Origin of the sequence: Rubrivivax soli, assembly GCF_049810355.1 — a bacterium.
GTDB lineage: Bacteria > Pseudomonadota > Gammaproteobacteria > Burkholderiales > Burkholderiaceae_C > Rubrivivax.
This window is the reverse complement of sequence record NZ_CP187368.1, coordinates 5,174,232-5,189,587: the sequence shown is the minus strand read 5'-3', so window position 1 is coordinate 5,189,587 and position 15,356 is coordinate 5,174,232. Positions and strand designations below refer to the sequence as shown.

The following is a 15,356-nucleotide window of genomic DNA, read 5'->3' as shown; positions in this document are numbered from 1 at the left end:
CCCGCTGGCGTCGCCCCCTGGAGGGGGAGCGCCGAAGGCGCTGCGGGGGTGGGCGTCAGTTCGCCACGGTCTTGATGCGCGCGATCATCTCGTCGACCGCACGGTCCACCGGCACCTTCTCGTTGAGGATGCGGTTCATGGCCTTGGCCCACACGTTCTCGTTGTTGAGCACCGTGAACTTGTAGTTCTTGGTGAACTCGAAAGGCGTGGTGCCGTTCATGAACTGGTTGTAGACGGCCAGGCGGTGCGGGTCACCCTTCCAGAACGGGCTCTGCTGCGCGGCCTTGGTCACCGGGAACCAGCGGCCGAGCGAGCCTTCCACGTACGGCTGCAGGTTGGCGTCGTCGAGCATGAAGGCCACGAACTTCTTCGCCGCCGCCTTGTTCTTGGCGTCCTTGAAGATCACGCCGGTCTTCACCGCGGCGCGGTAGACCATCTTCGAGCCGTCGGGCTTGTTCGGGAAACCGGCGGTGGCGATCTTCTCGGTGTAGTTGGCCTTGGCGGTGGCACGCTGCGCCTCGGTCAGCGTGGCGTTGTTCATGTCGTCCAGCCATTTCGCCGCGATCGAGATCGTGGCGTTGTGCGTCATCACCGTCGTCTTGTTGTGGAAGGCGACGTTGTTGTCCGGGTCCTTCCAGCTCGTGCTCGACGGCGGGGTGCAGCTCTTGCCGTACACGTAGGTGTAGTCGGTCATCGCGTTGATCAGGCCCTGGCGCACCGCCGGGTCGTCGACCAGCAGCTTGCCCGAGTCGCTGACCAGCTTCACGTTGTACGCATCCATGAAGGTCAGGAACGAGTAGAACGAGTCGCTCGAGTCCACGCCCATCGGGAAGCCGGTGCCGAAGCCGCGCTGGCCGGTCTTCTGGCGGTAGGCGGGTTGCACCTTCTCGCACCAGAAGCTCCAGTAGCCCTTCCAATCCTTCGGGATGTCGCTTTCCTTGAAGCCCGCGTCGGCCAGCATGTCCTTCCAGTACTGGATGTGCATGGTCTGCTGCTTGATCGGGAACGCGTAGTACGCGCGCTTGCCGTCGGCGTTGTTCAGCAGGAAGGTGGTGGACAGCGCATTGGGCTCGAACTTCGCGCGCATCGGGTCGATGACGCTGGAGATGTCCTCGAGCTTGCCGTCGTAGGCCCACTTGGCGGTGACCTGGAAGTCGTAGACGTCGGCATAGGCCACATCGGGCGGCGCGTTGGAGTCCAGCGCCGCCACCGTCTTCGGGATCATGTCCTGGATGGGGTACTGGCTGAGCTCGATCTTGATGTCCTTGTTCTTGGCCTCGAACTTCTTGATGGCCTCGAACAACGCCGTGTCTTCGGCCTGGTAGAAGCCCTTCACCCACCAGACGGTGAGCTTCGTCTGGGCCATGGCCGGGGCGGCGAGCGCCAGGCCCGCGCCCACCATGGCGCCGGTGATCCAAGTCTTCATCTGCATCGTCATGTCTCCTGGGGTGAAACAGCGCCTGGTGTGGAAGGTCGGCGCCTGTGGTCTTATCGTATGATGATTAAAAGAGGCTGGATTGGGGGCTTTCCCGCATGCGGCGCACCCGGCCCGCGCTCACTGGCACTCGGGCACCGGGCTCAGCAGCGCGCGGCCCGCGAAGTGCTCGCGCAGGTTGCCGAAGGCCAGGTCGGCCATGGCCTGGCGCGTGCTGTGCGTGGCGCTGCCGATGTGCGGCGCCAGCACCACGTGGGACAGCTGCCGCAGGCGCTCGGGCACGTGCGGTTCGTTCTCGAACACGTCGAGGCCGGCGCCGGCGATGACGCCCTGCTCCAGCGCGTCGATCAACGCCGCCTCGTCGACCACCGAGCCGCGCGCCACGTTCACCAGGATGCCCTCGCCGCGGCCCTTGCCCAGCGCCGCCAGCACCTCGGCGTTGACCAGCTTGCGCGTGCCGGCGCCACCGGGCGTGATGAGCACGAGGAAGTCGCTCTCGGCGGCCAGCGCCACCACGGAAGGCACGTAGCGGTGCGCGATGCCGGCCTTGGCGCTGCGCGCGGTGTAGGCGATGGCCATGCCGAACGCCGCGGCACGCTGCGCGATGGCCTGCCCGATGCGGCCCATGCCCACGATGCCCAGCCGCGCGCCCGACATCTTGCGCGCCAGCGGCATCGGGCCGCTGGCGGCCCAGGTGCCGTCGCGCACGTGGCGGTCGGCCTGCGGCAGCTGCCGCGCGGCGCACAGCATCAGGCCGATGGCAAGGTCGGCGACGTCGTCGTTCAGCACGTTCGGCGTGTGCGTGACCACCGCGCCCTGCGCCTTCGCGGCAGCGACGTCGACACCGTCGTAGCCCACGCCCATCACCGACACCAGCTCCAGCGCCGGCAGCTGCGCCAGCAGCGCCGCCGGCACCTTGCTCTCGCCGCTGGCGGCGATGGCGCGGATCTGCGGTGCGATGGCGGCGAAGGCCGCGGGGTCGGTCTCGTGCAGGCGATCGTGCACGGTGTAGGCCGGCTGCAGCTGGGCCGCGTACAGCGGCGACAGCTTGCTGACGGCCAGCACGTGGATGGGCTGGCCGTTGTCGCGAACGTTGACACGGGCGTTATCGGATGCGGACATAGGGAGTTCTACGGTGGGTTGCTCAATCGTCATACCATAGTATGCGCAGCACGATGGAGCACAACCCCGGGAAAGCCAGCACGTGAACAAGCCCAGAAAGAAGCCTGAGGACCTGCGCAGTCAGCAGTGGTTCGGTCGCCAGGACCGCGACGGTTTTGCCTACCGCAGCTGGGTCAAGGGCAAGGGCGTGCCGCACGACCAGTTCGACGGCCGGCCCGTCATCGGCATCTGCAACACCTTCAGCGAGCTCACGCCCTGCAACAGCCATTTCCGCACGCTGGCCGAGCAGGTGAAGATCGGCGTGTATGAGGCCGGCGGCTTCCCGCTGGAGTTCCCGGTGATGAGCCTGGGCGAGACGCTGCTGCGCCCCACCGCGATGCTCTACCGCAATCTCGCCAGCATGGACGTGGAGGAGAGCATCCGCGGCAACCCGATCGACGGGGTGGTGCTGCTGATGGGCTGCGACAAGACCACCCCCTCGCTGCTGATGGGGGCCTCCAGCGCCGGCCTGCCGACCATCGGCGTCAGCGGCGGGCCGATGCTCAACGGCAAATGGCGCGGCCAGGAACTGGGCTCGGGCACCGGCGTGTGGAGCATGAGCGAGCAGGTGCGCGCCGGCACGCTGAAGCTGGCCGACTTCTTCGAGGCCGAAAGCTGCATGCACCGCAGCCACGGCCACTGCATGACCATGGGCACGGCCAGCACGATGGCCAGCATGGTCGAGGCGCTGGGCATCGGCCTGCCGGGCAACGCCGCCTACCCGGCGGTGGACGGCCGCCGCAACGTGCTGGCGCGCAACGCCGGCCGGCGCATCGTCGAGATGGTGCATGCCGACCAGACCATCTCCGACGTGCTCACGCGCGAGGCCTTCGAGAACGCCATCCGCACGCTCGCGGCCATCGGCGGCAGCACGAACGCGGTGATCCACCTGATCGCCATCGCCGGGCGCCTGGGCGTGCCGCTCTCCATCGACGACTTCGACCGCCTGGGCAGCGAGATGCCCTGCCTGCTGAACCTGCAGCCCAGCGGCGAGCACCTGATGGAGGACTTCTGCTACGCCGGCGGCCTGCCGGTGGTGATGAAGGAGATCGCCGACACGCTGCACCTGGACATCGTCACCGCCAGCGGCAAGACCGTGCGCGAGAACATCGAGAGCGCGCAGAACTTCGACCCGCGTGTCATCAAGACCGTGGCGCAGCCGTTCAAGGAGAAGGCGGGCATCGCCATCCTGCGCGGCAACCTCGCGCCGCGCGGCGCCGTCATCAAGCCCAGCGCGGCCACGCCGGCGCTGATGCAGCACACCGGCCGCGCGGTCGTGTTCGAGGACAGCGACGACTTCCACAAGCGCATCGACGACGAAGCTCTCGACGTCGACGAGACCTGCATCCTGGTGCTGAAGAACTGCGGTCCCAAGGGCTACCCCGGCATGGCCGAGGTCGGCAACATGCCGCTGCCACCGAAGGTGCTGCGCAAGGGCATCACCGACATGGTCCGCATCAGCGACGCGCGCATGAGCGGCACCGCCTATGGCACCGTGGTGCTGCACACCGCGCCCGAAGCCGCCGCCGGCGGCACGCTGGCACTGGTGAAGAACGGCGACCTGATCACGCTCGACGTCGCCGGCCGCCGCCTGCACCTGCACGTGGACGACGCCGAACTCGAGCGCCGCCGTGCCGCCTGGGCGCCGCCGGTGCCGCCGCTGGCCAGCGGCTACTGGAAGCTCTACACCGACCACGTGCTGCAGGCCGACCAGGGCGCCGACCTCGACTTCCTGGTCGGGCAGCGCGGGGCCTTCGTGCCCAAGGACAACCACTGAACCCGCTGCAAGGAACACCATGAGCAAGATCGCACTCGTCACGGGCGCAGGCTCCGGCATCGGCCGCGCCTGCGCGTTGGGGCTGCTGAAGGAAGGCTGGACCGTCGCGCTGGTGGGCCGCCGCCTCGACGCGCTGCAGGCCACCGCCGCGCTGGCCGAGCAGGCTGAAGCAGGCTCGGGCGCGCGCTGCCTGCCGATCTCGTGCGACGTCGGCCAGGAAGACCAGGTCGCCGCCGCCTTCGAGACCGTGCGCCAGACCTACGGCCGCCTCGACCTGCTGTTCAACAACGCCGGTGCCGGCCTGGCGTCGAAGACGCCCGACCTCGTCAGCGGCGAGGAATGGCGGCGCGTGGTCGACGCCAACCTCAACGGCAGCTTCTACTGCCTCAGCCAGGCCTTCAGGCTGATGAAGGCGCAGACGCCGCAGGGCGGGCGCATCATCAACAACGGCTCGATCTCGGCCTACGCGCCGCGGCCGGGCTCGATCGCCTACACCGCCACCAAGCACGCCGTCAGCGGCCTGACGAAGACCGCCGCGCTCGACGGCCGGCCCTACGACATCGCGGTCGGCCAGATCGACATCGGCAACGCCGCCAGCGAGATGACGGCGCGCATGGTCGAAGGCGTGCCGCAGGCCGACGGCAGCATGCGCCCCGAACCACGCATGGACCTGCAGGCCGTGGTCGACGCTTTCCTGACGATGGCGCGGCTGCCGCTGTCGGCCAACATGCTGTTCGTCAACGTGATGGCCACCAAGATGCCCTTCGTGGGCCGGGGCTGACACCATGGCACGGATCGGATTCATCGGCGCCAGCGGCCTCATGGGCCACGGCATGGCGAAGAACCTGCTGGCCAAGGGCCACACGCTGGCGCTCACCGTGCACCGCAACCGCGAGCGCGTGGCCGACCTGCTGGCCGCGGGCGCGGTCGAGGCGCCGGCACCCGCCGACCTGGCCGCGCGCAGCGAACTCGTGTTCCTGTGCGTCACCGGCTCGCCGCAGGTGGAAGCCTCGGTCGACGGCCTGCTGCAAGGTGCGCGGCCCGGGCTGCTGGTGGTGGACTGCTCGACCTCGGAGCCCGACTCCAGCGCCCGGCTGCGCGCGCGCTGCGCTGCAGCGGGCGTGACCTTCGTCGACGCACCGCTGGCGCGCACACCGGTGGAGGCCGAAGCCGGCCGGCTGAACGTGATGGTCGGCGCCGAGGCCGACGTGTTCGCGCAGCTCGAACCCGTGATCCGCTGCTTCGCCGAGAACGTGTTCCACGTCGGCGGCCCGGGCGCCGGCCACACCATCAAGCTGCTGAACAACTTCATCGGCCAGGCCATCTGCACCGCCACCGCCGAAGCCTTCGCGGTCGGCCAGCGCGCCGGCGTCGACCTGGCGCAGCTGGTGTCGCTGGTGGGTGCGGGGCCCGTCAACAGCGGGCTGTTCCAGGCCATGGCCAAGACGCTGCAGGGCGACCTGGCGGGGCTGAAGTTCGAGCTCGACCTGGCACGCAAGGACGTGCGCTACTACACCCACCTGGCCGAAGGCCTGGCCGTGCCCAGCGTGATGGGCGAGGCCGTGCACCAGAGCCTCACGCTTGCCAGCGCACTGGGCCACGGCCGTAAGTTCGTGCCCTCGCTGGTGGAAGCCCAGGAACAACTCAGCGGCGCCACCCTGGTGCCGCGCTGAACGAAGCGACAAGGACTCCCATGACACAACGACTCGCCGGCAAGACCGCCTTCGTCACCGCCGCCGGGCAGGGCATCGGCCGCGCCACCGCGCTGGCCTTCCTGCGCGAAGGCGCGCACGTGATCGCCACCGACATCAACGCCAGCCTGCTGGAAGCGCTGAAGGGAGAGGCCCCGGCCATCGACACGCGCCGGCTCGACGTGACCGACCCCGCCGCCATCACCGCGATGGCAGCCGCCACGGGCCCGGTGCAGGTGCTGTTCAACGCCGCCGGCTACGTGCACGCCGGCACCGTGCTCGACTGCACCGAAGAGGAGTGGAGCTTCGCGTTCGAACTGAACGTGCGCTCGCAGTTCCGCACCATCAAGGCCTTCGTGCCCGGCATGCTGGCGCAGGGCAGCGGCAGCATCATCAACGTGGCCTCGGTGGCCGGCAGCATCAAGGGTGCGCCCAACCGCTTCGTCTACGGCACCACCAAGGCCGCCATCATCGGCCTGACCAAGGCCGTGGCCGCCGACTTCATCACCCGCGGCGTGCGCTGCAACGCCATCTGCCCCGGCACGGTGGAATCGCCCTCGCTGCGCGACCGCATCGCGGCCCAGGCCCAGGCCAGCGGCCAGACGCTGGCGCAGGTGGAAGCCGCCTTCGTGGCCCGCCAACCCATGGGCCGCGTCGGCCGCGTCGAGGAGATCGCGGCGCTGGCCGTGTACCTGGCCTCGGACGAATCCTCCTTCACCACCGGCACCGCGAACATCATCGACGGCGGCTGGAGTAATTGACCCCCCCGAAGCGCCTGCGGCGCTCCCCCCAGGGGGCGCCGCCAGCCGACCGGCGGAGCCGGATCTGCGGCGGCCGCTTGGCAAGACACTGCATTGGCAACGATTGAGGAGAACCTGCGAATGAAACTGCTGCGACACGGCCCCAAGGGCCAGGAAAAGCCCGGCCTGCTCGACGCCGACGGCAACGTGCGCGACCTCTCGGGCGTGCTCACCGACATCACGGCGGCCACGCTGTCGCAGGCCGGGCTGGCGAAGCTGCGCGCGCTGAACCTGGCCGACCTGCCGGTGGTGCCGCAGGACACGCTGGCCGTGCCCTGGACGGGCATGGGCAAGTTCCTGTGCATCGGCCTGAACTACGCCGACCACGCGGCCGAGAGCAACCTGCCGATCCCGAAGGAGCCCATCGTCTTCATGAAGCCGACCAGCGTCGCCGTGGGCTGCAACCACGCCGTGGTGCTGCCGCAGGGCTCGGTGAAGAGCGACTGGGAGGTGGAACTGGGCGTCGTCATCGGCACCCAGGCCCGCTACGTCAGCGAAGCCGATGCGCTGGCGCACGTGGCCGGCTACTGCGTCGTCAACGACGTCAGCGAGCGCGAGTACCAGATCGAGCGCGGCGGCACCTGGGACAAGGGCAAGGGCTGCGACACCTTCGGACCGGTGGGCCCGTGGCTCGTGACCGCCGACGAGGTGGGCGACCCGCAGAACCTGTCGATGTGGCTCGAAGTCAACGGCCACCGCTACCAGAACGGCAGCACGAAGACGATGATCTTCGGCGTGGCGCAGCTGGTCAGCTACGTCAGCCGCTTCATGACGCTGCACCCCGGCGACCTCATCACCACCGGCACCCCGCCGGGCGTGGGCATGGGCGTCAAACCCAACCCCGTCTACCTGAAGTCGGGCGACGTGATGAAGCTGTCGATCGAGAAGCTGGGCGTGCAGCAGCAGAGCGTGCATGCCTGGAACCCCGAGCTGATCGACGGCTGAACCGCGCCGCCGGCAGCGGCGGCCGCACCACGACTACAGGAGACCGCGATGACCCCCACCCGCAACCGCCTGACACGGCTGGCCGGCCGCGCCGCGCTGGCAGTGGCCGCCCTGGTGCTGGCCGCCTGCGGCAGCACGCCGCCGGCCGCACCTGCCGCAGCGGCCGGCCCCGCACCGGCCACCGGGCCGGCCCAGGCCATCCTGTGGGTGGGCAACAGCTTCTTCTACTACAACAACAGCCTGCACGGCCACTTCGGCCGGCTCGCCAGCGCTGGCGGCACGCAGGCGCGCAGCACCTCGGTGACGATCAGCGGCTCGGGCATGGACTGGCACGACCTGCCGTCGCTGCTGCGCCCCAACGGCCTGGGGCGCTACTCGTTCGTCGGCGACAACGAGATCCGTTTCAACCCGCCCGGCCGCCAGTACGACACCGTCATCATGATGGACTGCAGCCAGTGCCCCGTGCACCCGCAGCTGCAGGGCGCCTTCCACGACACCGTGCGCAAGAACGCCGCGCTGCTCAGGCAGCAGGGCATCCGCCCGGTGCTGTTCATGTCCTGGGCCTACAAGGACAAGCCCGAGATGACGCAGCAGCTGGCCGACGCCTACACCACGGCCGGCAAGGCCAACGGCGCGCAGGTGATCCCGGTGGGCCTGGCCTTCGCGCGCGCCATCGCGATGAAGCCCGACCTCGAGCTCTACGTGGCCGACAAGCGCCACCCGAGCCTGGCCGGCACCTACCTGTCGGCCTGCACCAGCTACGCGGCGCTGTACGGCAAGTCGCCGGTGGGTCTGGCCTACACCGCCGGGCTGCCCGCCGACACCGCACGGCTGCTGCAGACGGCCGCCTGGGAGACCGTGCAGGCCTACGGCCGGTGACGGCGATGCAGGGCAGCCCCATGAACGACGCGCCGGCCATCCGCATCCACGCCGCCGACAACGTCGTCATCGCGCGGCGGCAGCTGCTGTCGGGCACCGTGCTCGCCGGCGAAGGCGTCACGGTGGCCGGACTCGTGCCGCCGGGCCACAAGATCGCCACGCGCGCCATCGCCGCGGGCGAGGCCGTGCGGCGCTACGACCAGATCATCGGCACGGCCACGCAGCCCATCGCGCCGGGCCAGCACGTGCACACGCACAACCTGGCCTTCAGCGACTTCGCGCGCGCCCACGAACCCGGCGCCGGCGCGCAGCCCACGGCCTTTGTCGCGCAGCCCGCCACCTTCGACGGCATCGTGCGCGCCGACGGCCGCGTGGCCACGCGCAACTACATCGGCGTGCTGACCAGCGTGAACTGCTCGGCCACGGCCGCGCGGGCGATCGCCGATCACTTCCGGCGCGACATCCGGCCCGAGGCGCTGGCGCCCTACCCGCACGTCGACGGCGTCGTCGCATTGACGCACGGCATGGGCTGCGCCACCGACAGCGAAGGCGAGGAACTGCAGGTGCTGCGGCGCACGCTGGGCGGCTATGCGCGGCACCCGAACTTCGCCGCCGTGCTGGTGGTGGGCCTGGGCTGCGAGACCAACCAGATCCAGGGCCTGGTGGCCCAGGAAGGGCTGCAGGAAGGCGCACGCCTGGTCACCTTCAGCATCCAGGACAGCGGCGGCACCGCGAAGACGGTGGCGCGCGGCATCGAGCTGATCCGGGGCCTGCTGCCCGAGGCCAACCGCGTGCGGCGCCAGCCGGTGCCGGCCAGCCACCTGACGGTGGGCCTGCAGTGCGGCGGCAGCGACGGCTACTCCGGCATCAGCGCCAACCCGGCGCTGGGCGCGGCGGTGGACCGCCTGGTGCGCCACGGCGGAACGGCCATCCTGAGCGAGACCCCCGAGATCTACGGCGGCGAACACCTGCTGACGCGGCGTGCCGTCAGTGCCGCGGTGGCCGACAAGCTGCTGGCGCGCATCGCCTGGTGGGAACGCTACACCGCGCGCAACGGCATGCGCATGGACAACAACCCCTCGGCCGGCAACAAGGCCGGCGGGCTGACGACCATCCTCGAGAAGAGCCTGGGCGCCATTGCGAAGAGCGGCACCACGAACCTGGTCGACGTGCTCGAGTTCGCGCAGGCCGCCACCGCACGCGGCTTCGTCTACATGGACACGCCGGGCTACGACCCCGTCTCGGCCACCGGCCAGGTGGCCGGCGGCGCGAACCTGATCTGCTTCACCACCGGCCGCGGCAGCGCCTACGGCTGCGCGCCCAGCCCCTCGCTGAAGCTGTCGACCAACACGGCGCTGTGGCGACGGCAGGAAGACGACATCGACATCGACTGCGGCCCCATCGTCGACGGCCTGAGCACGGTGGACGCGATGGGCGAGCGCATCTTCCGGCTGATGCTGGAGACGGCCTCGGGCCGCCAGACCAAGAGCGAGCGCCACGGCTACGGCCAGAACGAGTTCGTGCCGTGGCAGCTGGGCGCGGTGATGTAGCGCCGGCAAGGTGGGGGGGCGCCGGGCATGCGGCGCCGCACGGCAACGGTTAACCTCGGCGCCATGCGACTCGCGATCCTGACCGACCTGCACGCCAACCGGGAGGCGGTCGAAGCCGTGCTGGAACACGCTGCCCGCCAGCACATCGACCAGTACGCGCTGCTGGGCGACTTCGTCGGCTACGGTGCCGACCCCGGCTGGGTGGTGGACCGCGTGCGCGCGCTGGTGGACGGCGGCGCCTTCGCGGTGCAGGGCAACCACGACGCCGCCGTGGTGCGCGGCCCGTCGCCGCAGATGCGGCCCGACCCGCGCTACGTGGTCGAGTGGACGCGCGATCGCCTGGCGCCGGCGCAGATCGAGTTCCTCGCCGGCCTGCCGCTGCAGCAGTCGCACGGCGACCTGCTGTTCGTGCACGCCAACGCCTGGGCGCCGCCCGAGTGGGACTACATCCACAGCCGCGCCGAAGCCGTGCGCAGCATGCAGGCCACGTCGCGCCGCGTCACGTTCTGCGGCCACATGCACGAGCCCAAGCTCTACCACCTGGCCGCCACCGGCAAGGCCGGCGACTTCACGCCCACGCCCGGCATGGCGATCCCGCTGCTGCCGCACCGGCAGTGGCTGGTGATCCCGGGCTCGGCCGGACAGCCGCGCGACGGCGACCCCGCGGCCTGCTACGCGGTGTACGACGACGCCGGCGGCGAGCTCACCTACTGGCGCGTGCCCTACGACACCGAGGGCGCCGGGGCCAAGATCCGCGCGGCACACCTGCCGCAGCGCCTGGCCGCGAGGCTGGCCGATGGAGAGTGACTTCCCCAGCACGGTGGCGGTGCCGCCCGAGCCTCCCGGGCCGCCGCAGCCGCTGGCGGCGGGCCAGGTGATCGACGGCTACCGGCTCGAGGAACGCCTGCACGTGGGCGGCATGGCGCACCTGTGGCGCGTGACGCGCGTGGACGGCGACGGTGGTGACGGCGGCAGCGCGCCGATGCCGCTGATCATGAAGGTGCCGCGCATCCAGGGCGGCGAGGACCCGGCCAGCATCGTCGGCTTCGAGGTCGAGCAGATGATCCTGCCGGCGCTGCACGGCCCGCACGTGCCGAAGTTCGTGGCGCGCGGCGACTTCACGCGCCAGCCCTACATCGTGATGGAGCGCATCGCCGGCCACTCGCTGCGGCCGCGCCTGGACGATGCGCCGCTGGCGGTGGAGGAGATCACCGAGATCGGCGCCCGCGTCGCCACCGCGCTGCACGAACTGCACCGCCAGCACCTGGTGCACCTGGACATCAAGCCCAGCAACATCATGTTCCGCGACGACGGCACCGCGGTGCTGGTGGACTTCGGCCTGTCGCGCCACGACAAGCTGCCCGACCTGCTGGACGAGGAATTCCGCCTGCCGCTGGGCACGGGCCCGTACATGTCGCCCGAGCAGGTGCAGTTCACGCGCAACGACCCGCGCAGCGACGTCTTCGCGCTGGGCGTGATGCTCTACCACTTCACCACCGGGCAGCGCCCGTTCGGTGCCCCCGAGACCGTGCGCGGCCTGCGCAAGCGCCTGTACGTGGACCCGGTGCCGCCGCGGGCGCTGCGCGCCGACTGCCCGCCCTGGCTGCAGGAGGTGATCCTGAAGTGCCTGGAGGTCAAGCCCGAACGCCGCTACCAGAGCGCGGCGCAGCTGGCGCTGGACCTGCAGGCGCCGGGCCAGGTGGCGCTGACGGCGCGCGCCGAGCGCAGCCGCCAGAGCGGGCCGCTGCAGGTGTTCAAGCGCTGGTTCTTCGCCATCGGCGACGACCCCCGCCCCGACCCCGAAGGCCCGCTGCTCGGCATCGCCAGCCGCGTGATGAAGAGCCCCATCATCGTCGCCGCGGTCGACGTGCACCACGCCGAGCCGGCGCTGCTGGAACTGCTGCGCGAGACGGTCCGCCGCATCGTGGTCACCGAACCCGGTGCGCGGCTGGCCTGCCTGAGCGTGATGCGCACCGCGCGCATCGGCAGCGACGACCTCGTCGACTTGCAGGGCAACAGCCGCCACGTCAAGCAGCTGGTGGGGCTGAAGCACTGGGCGCGGCCGATCAGCAGGTCGCTGGCACTCGACGACGGGCGGCTCACCTTCCACGTGCTGGAAGCGGCCGACGTGGCTGCGGCCATCGTCGAGTTCGCCGAGCGCAACCATGTCGACCACATCGTGATGGGTGCGCGCGGCAACAGCACGCTGCGGCGCTACCTGGGCAGCGTCAGCAGCCAGGTGGTGGCGCAGGCCGAGTGCACGGTGACGGTGGTGCGGGTGTGACCGCCCTCAACGCCTGCCAGACCTGCGGTGCCTGCTGCGCCAGCTTCCGCGTCGACTTCGACCGCGACGAATGGGCAGGTGGCGGCAGCGGCGGGCGCGTGCCCGAAGGCCTGGCCGAGCCGATCACCGAGCGCCTGTGCCGCCTGCGCGGCACCGACCACCAGCCGCCGCGCTGCGCGGCGCTGGTGGGCCGCATCGGCGAGCGCGTGGCCTGCGGCATCCACGCATGGCGGCCTTCGCCGTGCCGGGAGTTCGGCGCGCGCGCGCCGATGGGCATCGGCGACGACGCCTGCGACGCCGCGCGGCGCCGCCACGGGCTGGCGCCGCTGGGCAGCTGATCCGCCGGCCGCAGGTCAGGGCACGACGGCCGTGACCTCGATCTCCACCTGCGCGCGGTCCTCGATCAGCGCAGCCACCTGCACCGCCGTCATCGCCACCGCGTAGCTGCCGATGACCTCGCGGTAGACGGCGCCGATCTCGCGCGCCCGCGCCAGGTAGGCCTGCTTGTCGACCAGGTACCAGGTCATGCGCACGATGTGCTCGGGCGTGGCGCCGGCCTCGGCCAGCACCGCGCGCACGTTCAGCAGCGCCTGCCGCACCTGGGCCACCAGGTCGTCGCCACCGCCGTCGATGTCCCACTGGCACTGCGCGTTCCAGCCGATCATGCCGGCGACGAATACCTGGGTGCCGCGGGCGGCGACACCGTTGACGTAGCCGCGCGGCGCGGCCCAGCCCGGGGGTTGCAGGATCTTCATGGTGCAGGGGTCTCCTGGTGCGGCAGCAGGGCCGCGCGGATGTCGTCGGGCAATGGCTGGGCGCGGTGCGTGTCGAGCGACGTGCAGACGATGACCTGGCGCGCGCGCAGCCGGAGTTCATGGCCGCCGTCCGCACCCGTGCCCACGATCTCGTGGCGCAGCTGCAGCGAGCTGCGGCCCACGCGCTCGACGTGGACGTGCAGCGCCAGCGTGTCGCCGTGGCGGCTGACGGCCGTGAAGTCGGTCTCCAGCCGCACCGTGGGCAGCCCGGTGCGGCGCGCGCCGATGACGCTGGCGTAGGGGATGCGCAGGCCGTCGTCGAACCACTGCTCGACCACGCCGTTGAGCATCACGAAGTACTGCGGGAAGAAGACGATGCCGGCGGGGTCGCAGTCGGAGAAGCGCACCTGGCGCGTGGCCGTGAACGCCGGGGGCCGGACCGCGGGCACGGACACGGCCGTGGTCATGGGTTGCGCAGCTTGAAGCGCTGCAGCTTGCCGGTCTCGGTGCGCGGCAGGCTGTCGCAGAAGACGATCTCGCGCGGGTACTTGTAGGGCGCGATGGTCTGCTTCACGAAGTCCTGCAGCGCCTGCACCAGCGCCGCGTCGCCGTGCACGCCGGGCCTGAGCACCACGAAGGCCTGCACGATCTGGCCACGCGCCTCGTCGGCGCGGCCGACCACGCCGCACTCGGCCACCGCAGGGTGCAGCAGCAGCGCGCCTTCGACCTCGGGGCCGGCGATGTTGTAGCCGCCCGAGATGATCATGTCGTCGGTGCGCGCCTGGTAGACGTACTGGCCGTCGGCGTCGACCAGGTAGGCGTCGCCGGTGAGGTTCCAGCCGTGCTGCACATACTGCGCCTGGCGCGCGTCGTCCAGGTACTTGCAGCCCGTGGGGCCCTGGATCGCCAGCCGCCCCACCTGGCCCGGCGGCAGCGGCCGGCCGGCGTCGTCCAGCACCGCGGCGCGGTAGCCGGGCACGGGCACGCCGGTGGCACCCGGCTTGGCATGTGCCTCGTCGGCGCTGATGAAGATGTGGAACAGCTCGGTGGAGCCGATGCCGTCGATGATCTCGATGCCGGTGGCCTGCTGCCACAGCAGCCGGGTGGCGGCCGGCAGCGCCTCGCCGGCCGAGACGCACTTGCGCAGGCTGGCCAGGTCGTGCTGCCCCGGGTGGGCGGCGATGTGCGCTGCCATCGCGCGGTAGGAGGTGGGTGCCGTGAAGCACACGCTGGCGCGGAACTGCGCGATGGCGGGCAGCAGCGCGTCGGGGCTGGCCTTCTCCACCAGCACCGCGGCCGCGCCGATGGACAGCGGGAACACCAGCAGCCCGCCCAGCCCGAACGTGAAGGCCAGCGGCGGGCTGCCGATGAAGACGTCGTCGGGCGTGGCACGCAGCACGTGCGGCGGCCAGCACGCGGCCGCGGCCATCACGTCGCGGTGGAAGTGCAGCGTGCCCTTGGGCACGCCGGTGGTGCCGGAGGTGAAGGCGATCAGCGCCACGTCGTCGCTGGCGGTGGCCACGGTGTCGAAGTGCGCCGGCTTGGCCGCGGCACGGGCTTCCAGGTCGCCGCCGTAGAACACCACGTGCTGCAGGGTCGGGCACTGCGGCCGCGCCGCCTGCAGCTCGTCGGCCAGGCGCAGGTCACACAGCGCGTGCGTGATCTGCGCCTTGTCGACGATGGGCTGCAGCTCGCGCGCGCGCAGCAGCGGCATGGTGCCCACCGCGATGCCGCCGGCCTTCACCACCGCCAGCCAGCACGCGGCCAGCATCGGCGCATTGGCGCCGCGCAGCAGCACGCGGTTGCCCGGCACCAGGCCCAGGTCCTGCACCAGCACGTGCGCGATGCGGTTGGCCTGCGCCAGCAGCTCGGCGTAGGTCCAGCGCACGCCGTGGCCGAGCACGGCAATGCGGTCGCCGTCGCCGGCAGCCACGCGGCGGTCCAGCAGCTCGGCGGCGCAGTTCAGCTGCGGCGGGAACTGCAGCGCCGGCAGCTCGAACAGGAACTCGGGCAGCGCCTCGGGCGGTGGCAGCCGGTCGCGCGCGAAGGTGTCGACGTGGGCGCTGGTGTGCATGCGGC

At 70.9% G+C, this 15,356-nt stretch carries 15 protein-coding genes; 10 read left to right on the top strand and 5 right to left on the bottom strand.

What is annotated here, in order from left to right; all coding sequences use genetic code 11:
* Positions 1–55 precede the first annotated feature (55 nt).
* Positions 56–1,432, bottom strand: coding sequence for an ABC transporter substrate-binding protein (locus ACPOLB_RS23870; protein ID WP_425258544.1), 1,377 nt, complete (start codon positions 1,430–1,432; stop codon positions 56–58).
* A gap of 123 nt (positions 1,433–1,555) precedes the next feature.
* The gene (locus tag ACPOLB_RS23865) at positions 1,556–2,557 is read right to left on the bottom strand and encodes a 2-hydroxyacid dehydrogenase (RefSeq protein ID WP_425258543.1); all 1,002 of its coding nucleotides are present in this window, start codon (positions 2,555–2,557) and stop codon (positions 1,556–1,558) included.
* Between the two features lie 82 nt (positions 2,558–2,639).
* Between ACPOLB_RS23865 and ACPOLB_RS23860 the strand changes: the two genes are divergently transcribed.
* The 10 genes from ACPOLB_RS23860 (at position 2,640) to ACPOLB_RS23815 (ending at position 12,860) form a co-directional block, all read left to right on the top strand.
* Complete coding sequence (locus tag ACPOLB_RS23860; protein ID WP_425258542.1) at positions 2,640–4,373, top strand: IlvD/Edd family dehydratase; 1,734 nt, start codon at positions 2,640–2,642, stop codon at positions 4,371–4,373.
* A 19-nt stretch (positions 4,374–4,392) separates the two neighbouring features.
* The gene (locus ACPOLB_RS23855; RefSeq protein WP_425258541.1) at positions 4,393–5,154 is read left to right on the top strand and encodes an SDR family oxidoreductase; all 762 of its coding nucleotides are present in this window, start codon (positions 4,393–4,395) and stop codon (positions 5,152–5,154) included.
* Positions 5,155–5,158: 4 nt separating this feature from the next.
* Positions 5,159–6,046 carry an NAD(P)-dependent oxidoreductase gene (locus tag ACPOLB_RS23850; RefSeq protein ID WP_425258540.1) on the top strand — a complete coding sequence of 296 codons (888 nt, stop codon included), beginning with the start codon at positions 5,159–5,161 and terminating at the stop codon, positions 6,044–6,046.
* 20 nt (positions 6,047–6,066) lie between these two features.
* On the top strand, positions 6,067–6,825 hold the full coding sequence (locus ACPOLB_RS23845; protein ID WP_425258539.1) for an SDR family oxidoreductase: 759 nt from the start codon (positions 6,067–6,069) through the stop codon (positions 6,823–6,825).
* 120 nt (positions 6,826–6,945) lie between these two features.
* Positions 6,946–7,809, top strand: a complete 864-nt coding sequence (locus tag ACPOLB_RS23840; protein ID WP_425258538.1) for a fumarylacetoacetate hydrolase family protein — start codon at positions 6,946–6,948, stop codon at positions 7,807–7,809.
* Between the two features lie 48 nt (positions 7,810–7,857).
* Positions 7,858–8,688, top strand: coding sequence for a DUF4886 domain-containing protein (locus tag ACPOLB_RS23835; protein WP_425258537.1), 831 nt, complete (start codon positions 7,858–7,860; stop codon positions 8,686–8,688).
* 20 nt (positions 8,689–8,708) lie between these two features.
* Positions 8,709–10,238 carry a UxaA family hydrolase gene (locus ACPOLB_RS23830; RefSeq protein ID WP_425258536.1) on the top strand — a complete coding sequence of 510 codons (1,530 nt, stop codon included), beginning with the start codon at positions 8,709–8,711 and terminating at the stop codon, positions 10,236–10,238.
* 63 nt (positions 10,239–10,301) lie between these two features.
* Positions 10,302–11,045 carry a metallophosphoesterase family protein gene (locus ACPOLB_RS23825; RefSeq protein ID WP_425258535.1) on the top strand — a complete coding sequence of 248 codons (744 nt, stop codon included), beginning with the start codon at positions 10,302–10,304 and terminating at the stop codon, positions 11,043–11,045.
* Entirely contained in the window at positions 11,035–12,522 is a 1,488-nt protein-coding gene (locus ACPOLB_RS23820; RefSeq protein ID WP_425258534.1) for a serine/threonine protein kinase, read from the top strand. Before ACPOLB_RS23825 ends, ACPOLB_RS23820 begins: the two co-directional genes overlap by 11 nt.
* The gene (locus ACPOLB_RS23815) at positions 12,519–12,860 is read left to right on the top strand and encodes a YkgJ family cysteine cluster protein (RefSeq protein WP_425258533.1); all 342 of its coding nucleotides are present in this window, start codon (positions 12,519–12,521) and stop codon (positions 12,858–12,860) included. Before ACPOLB_RS23820 ends, ACPOLB_RS23815 begins: the two co-directional genes overlap by 4 nt.
* 15 nt (positions 12,861–12,875) lie before the next feature.
* Here the strand turns inward: ACPOLB_RS23815 and ACPOLB_RS23810 are convergent, their stop codons facing one another.
* From ACPOLB_RS23810 to ACPOLB_RS23800, 3 genes are read right to left on the bottom strand one after another with little or no spacing between them, the layout of a single operon-like run.
* On the bottom strand, positions 12,876–13,277 hold the full coding sequence (locus ACPOLB_RS23810) for a RidA family protein (RefSeq protein ID WP_425258532.1): 402 nt from the start codon (positions 13,275–13,277) through the stop codon (positions 12,876–12,878).
* Positions 13,274–13,744, bottom strand: coding sequence for an acyl-CoA thioesterase (locus ACPOLB_RS23805; protein WP_425258531.1), 471 nt, complete (start codon positions 13,742–13,744; stop codon positions 13,274–13,276). The genes ACPOLB_RS23810 and ACPOLB_RS23805 overlap by 4 nt, the downstream gene beginning before the upstream one ends.
* Positions 13,741–15,351, bottom strand: a complete 1,611-nt coding sequence (locus ACPOLB_RS23800) for an AMP-binding protein (protein ID WP_425258530.1) — start codon at positions 15,349–15,351, stop codon at positions 13,741–13,743. Before ACPOLB_RS23800 ends, ACPOLB_RS23805 begins: the two co-directional genes overlap by 4 nt.
* Positions 15,352–15,356: the final 5 nt, after the last annotated feature.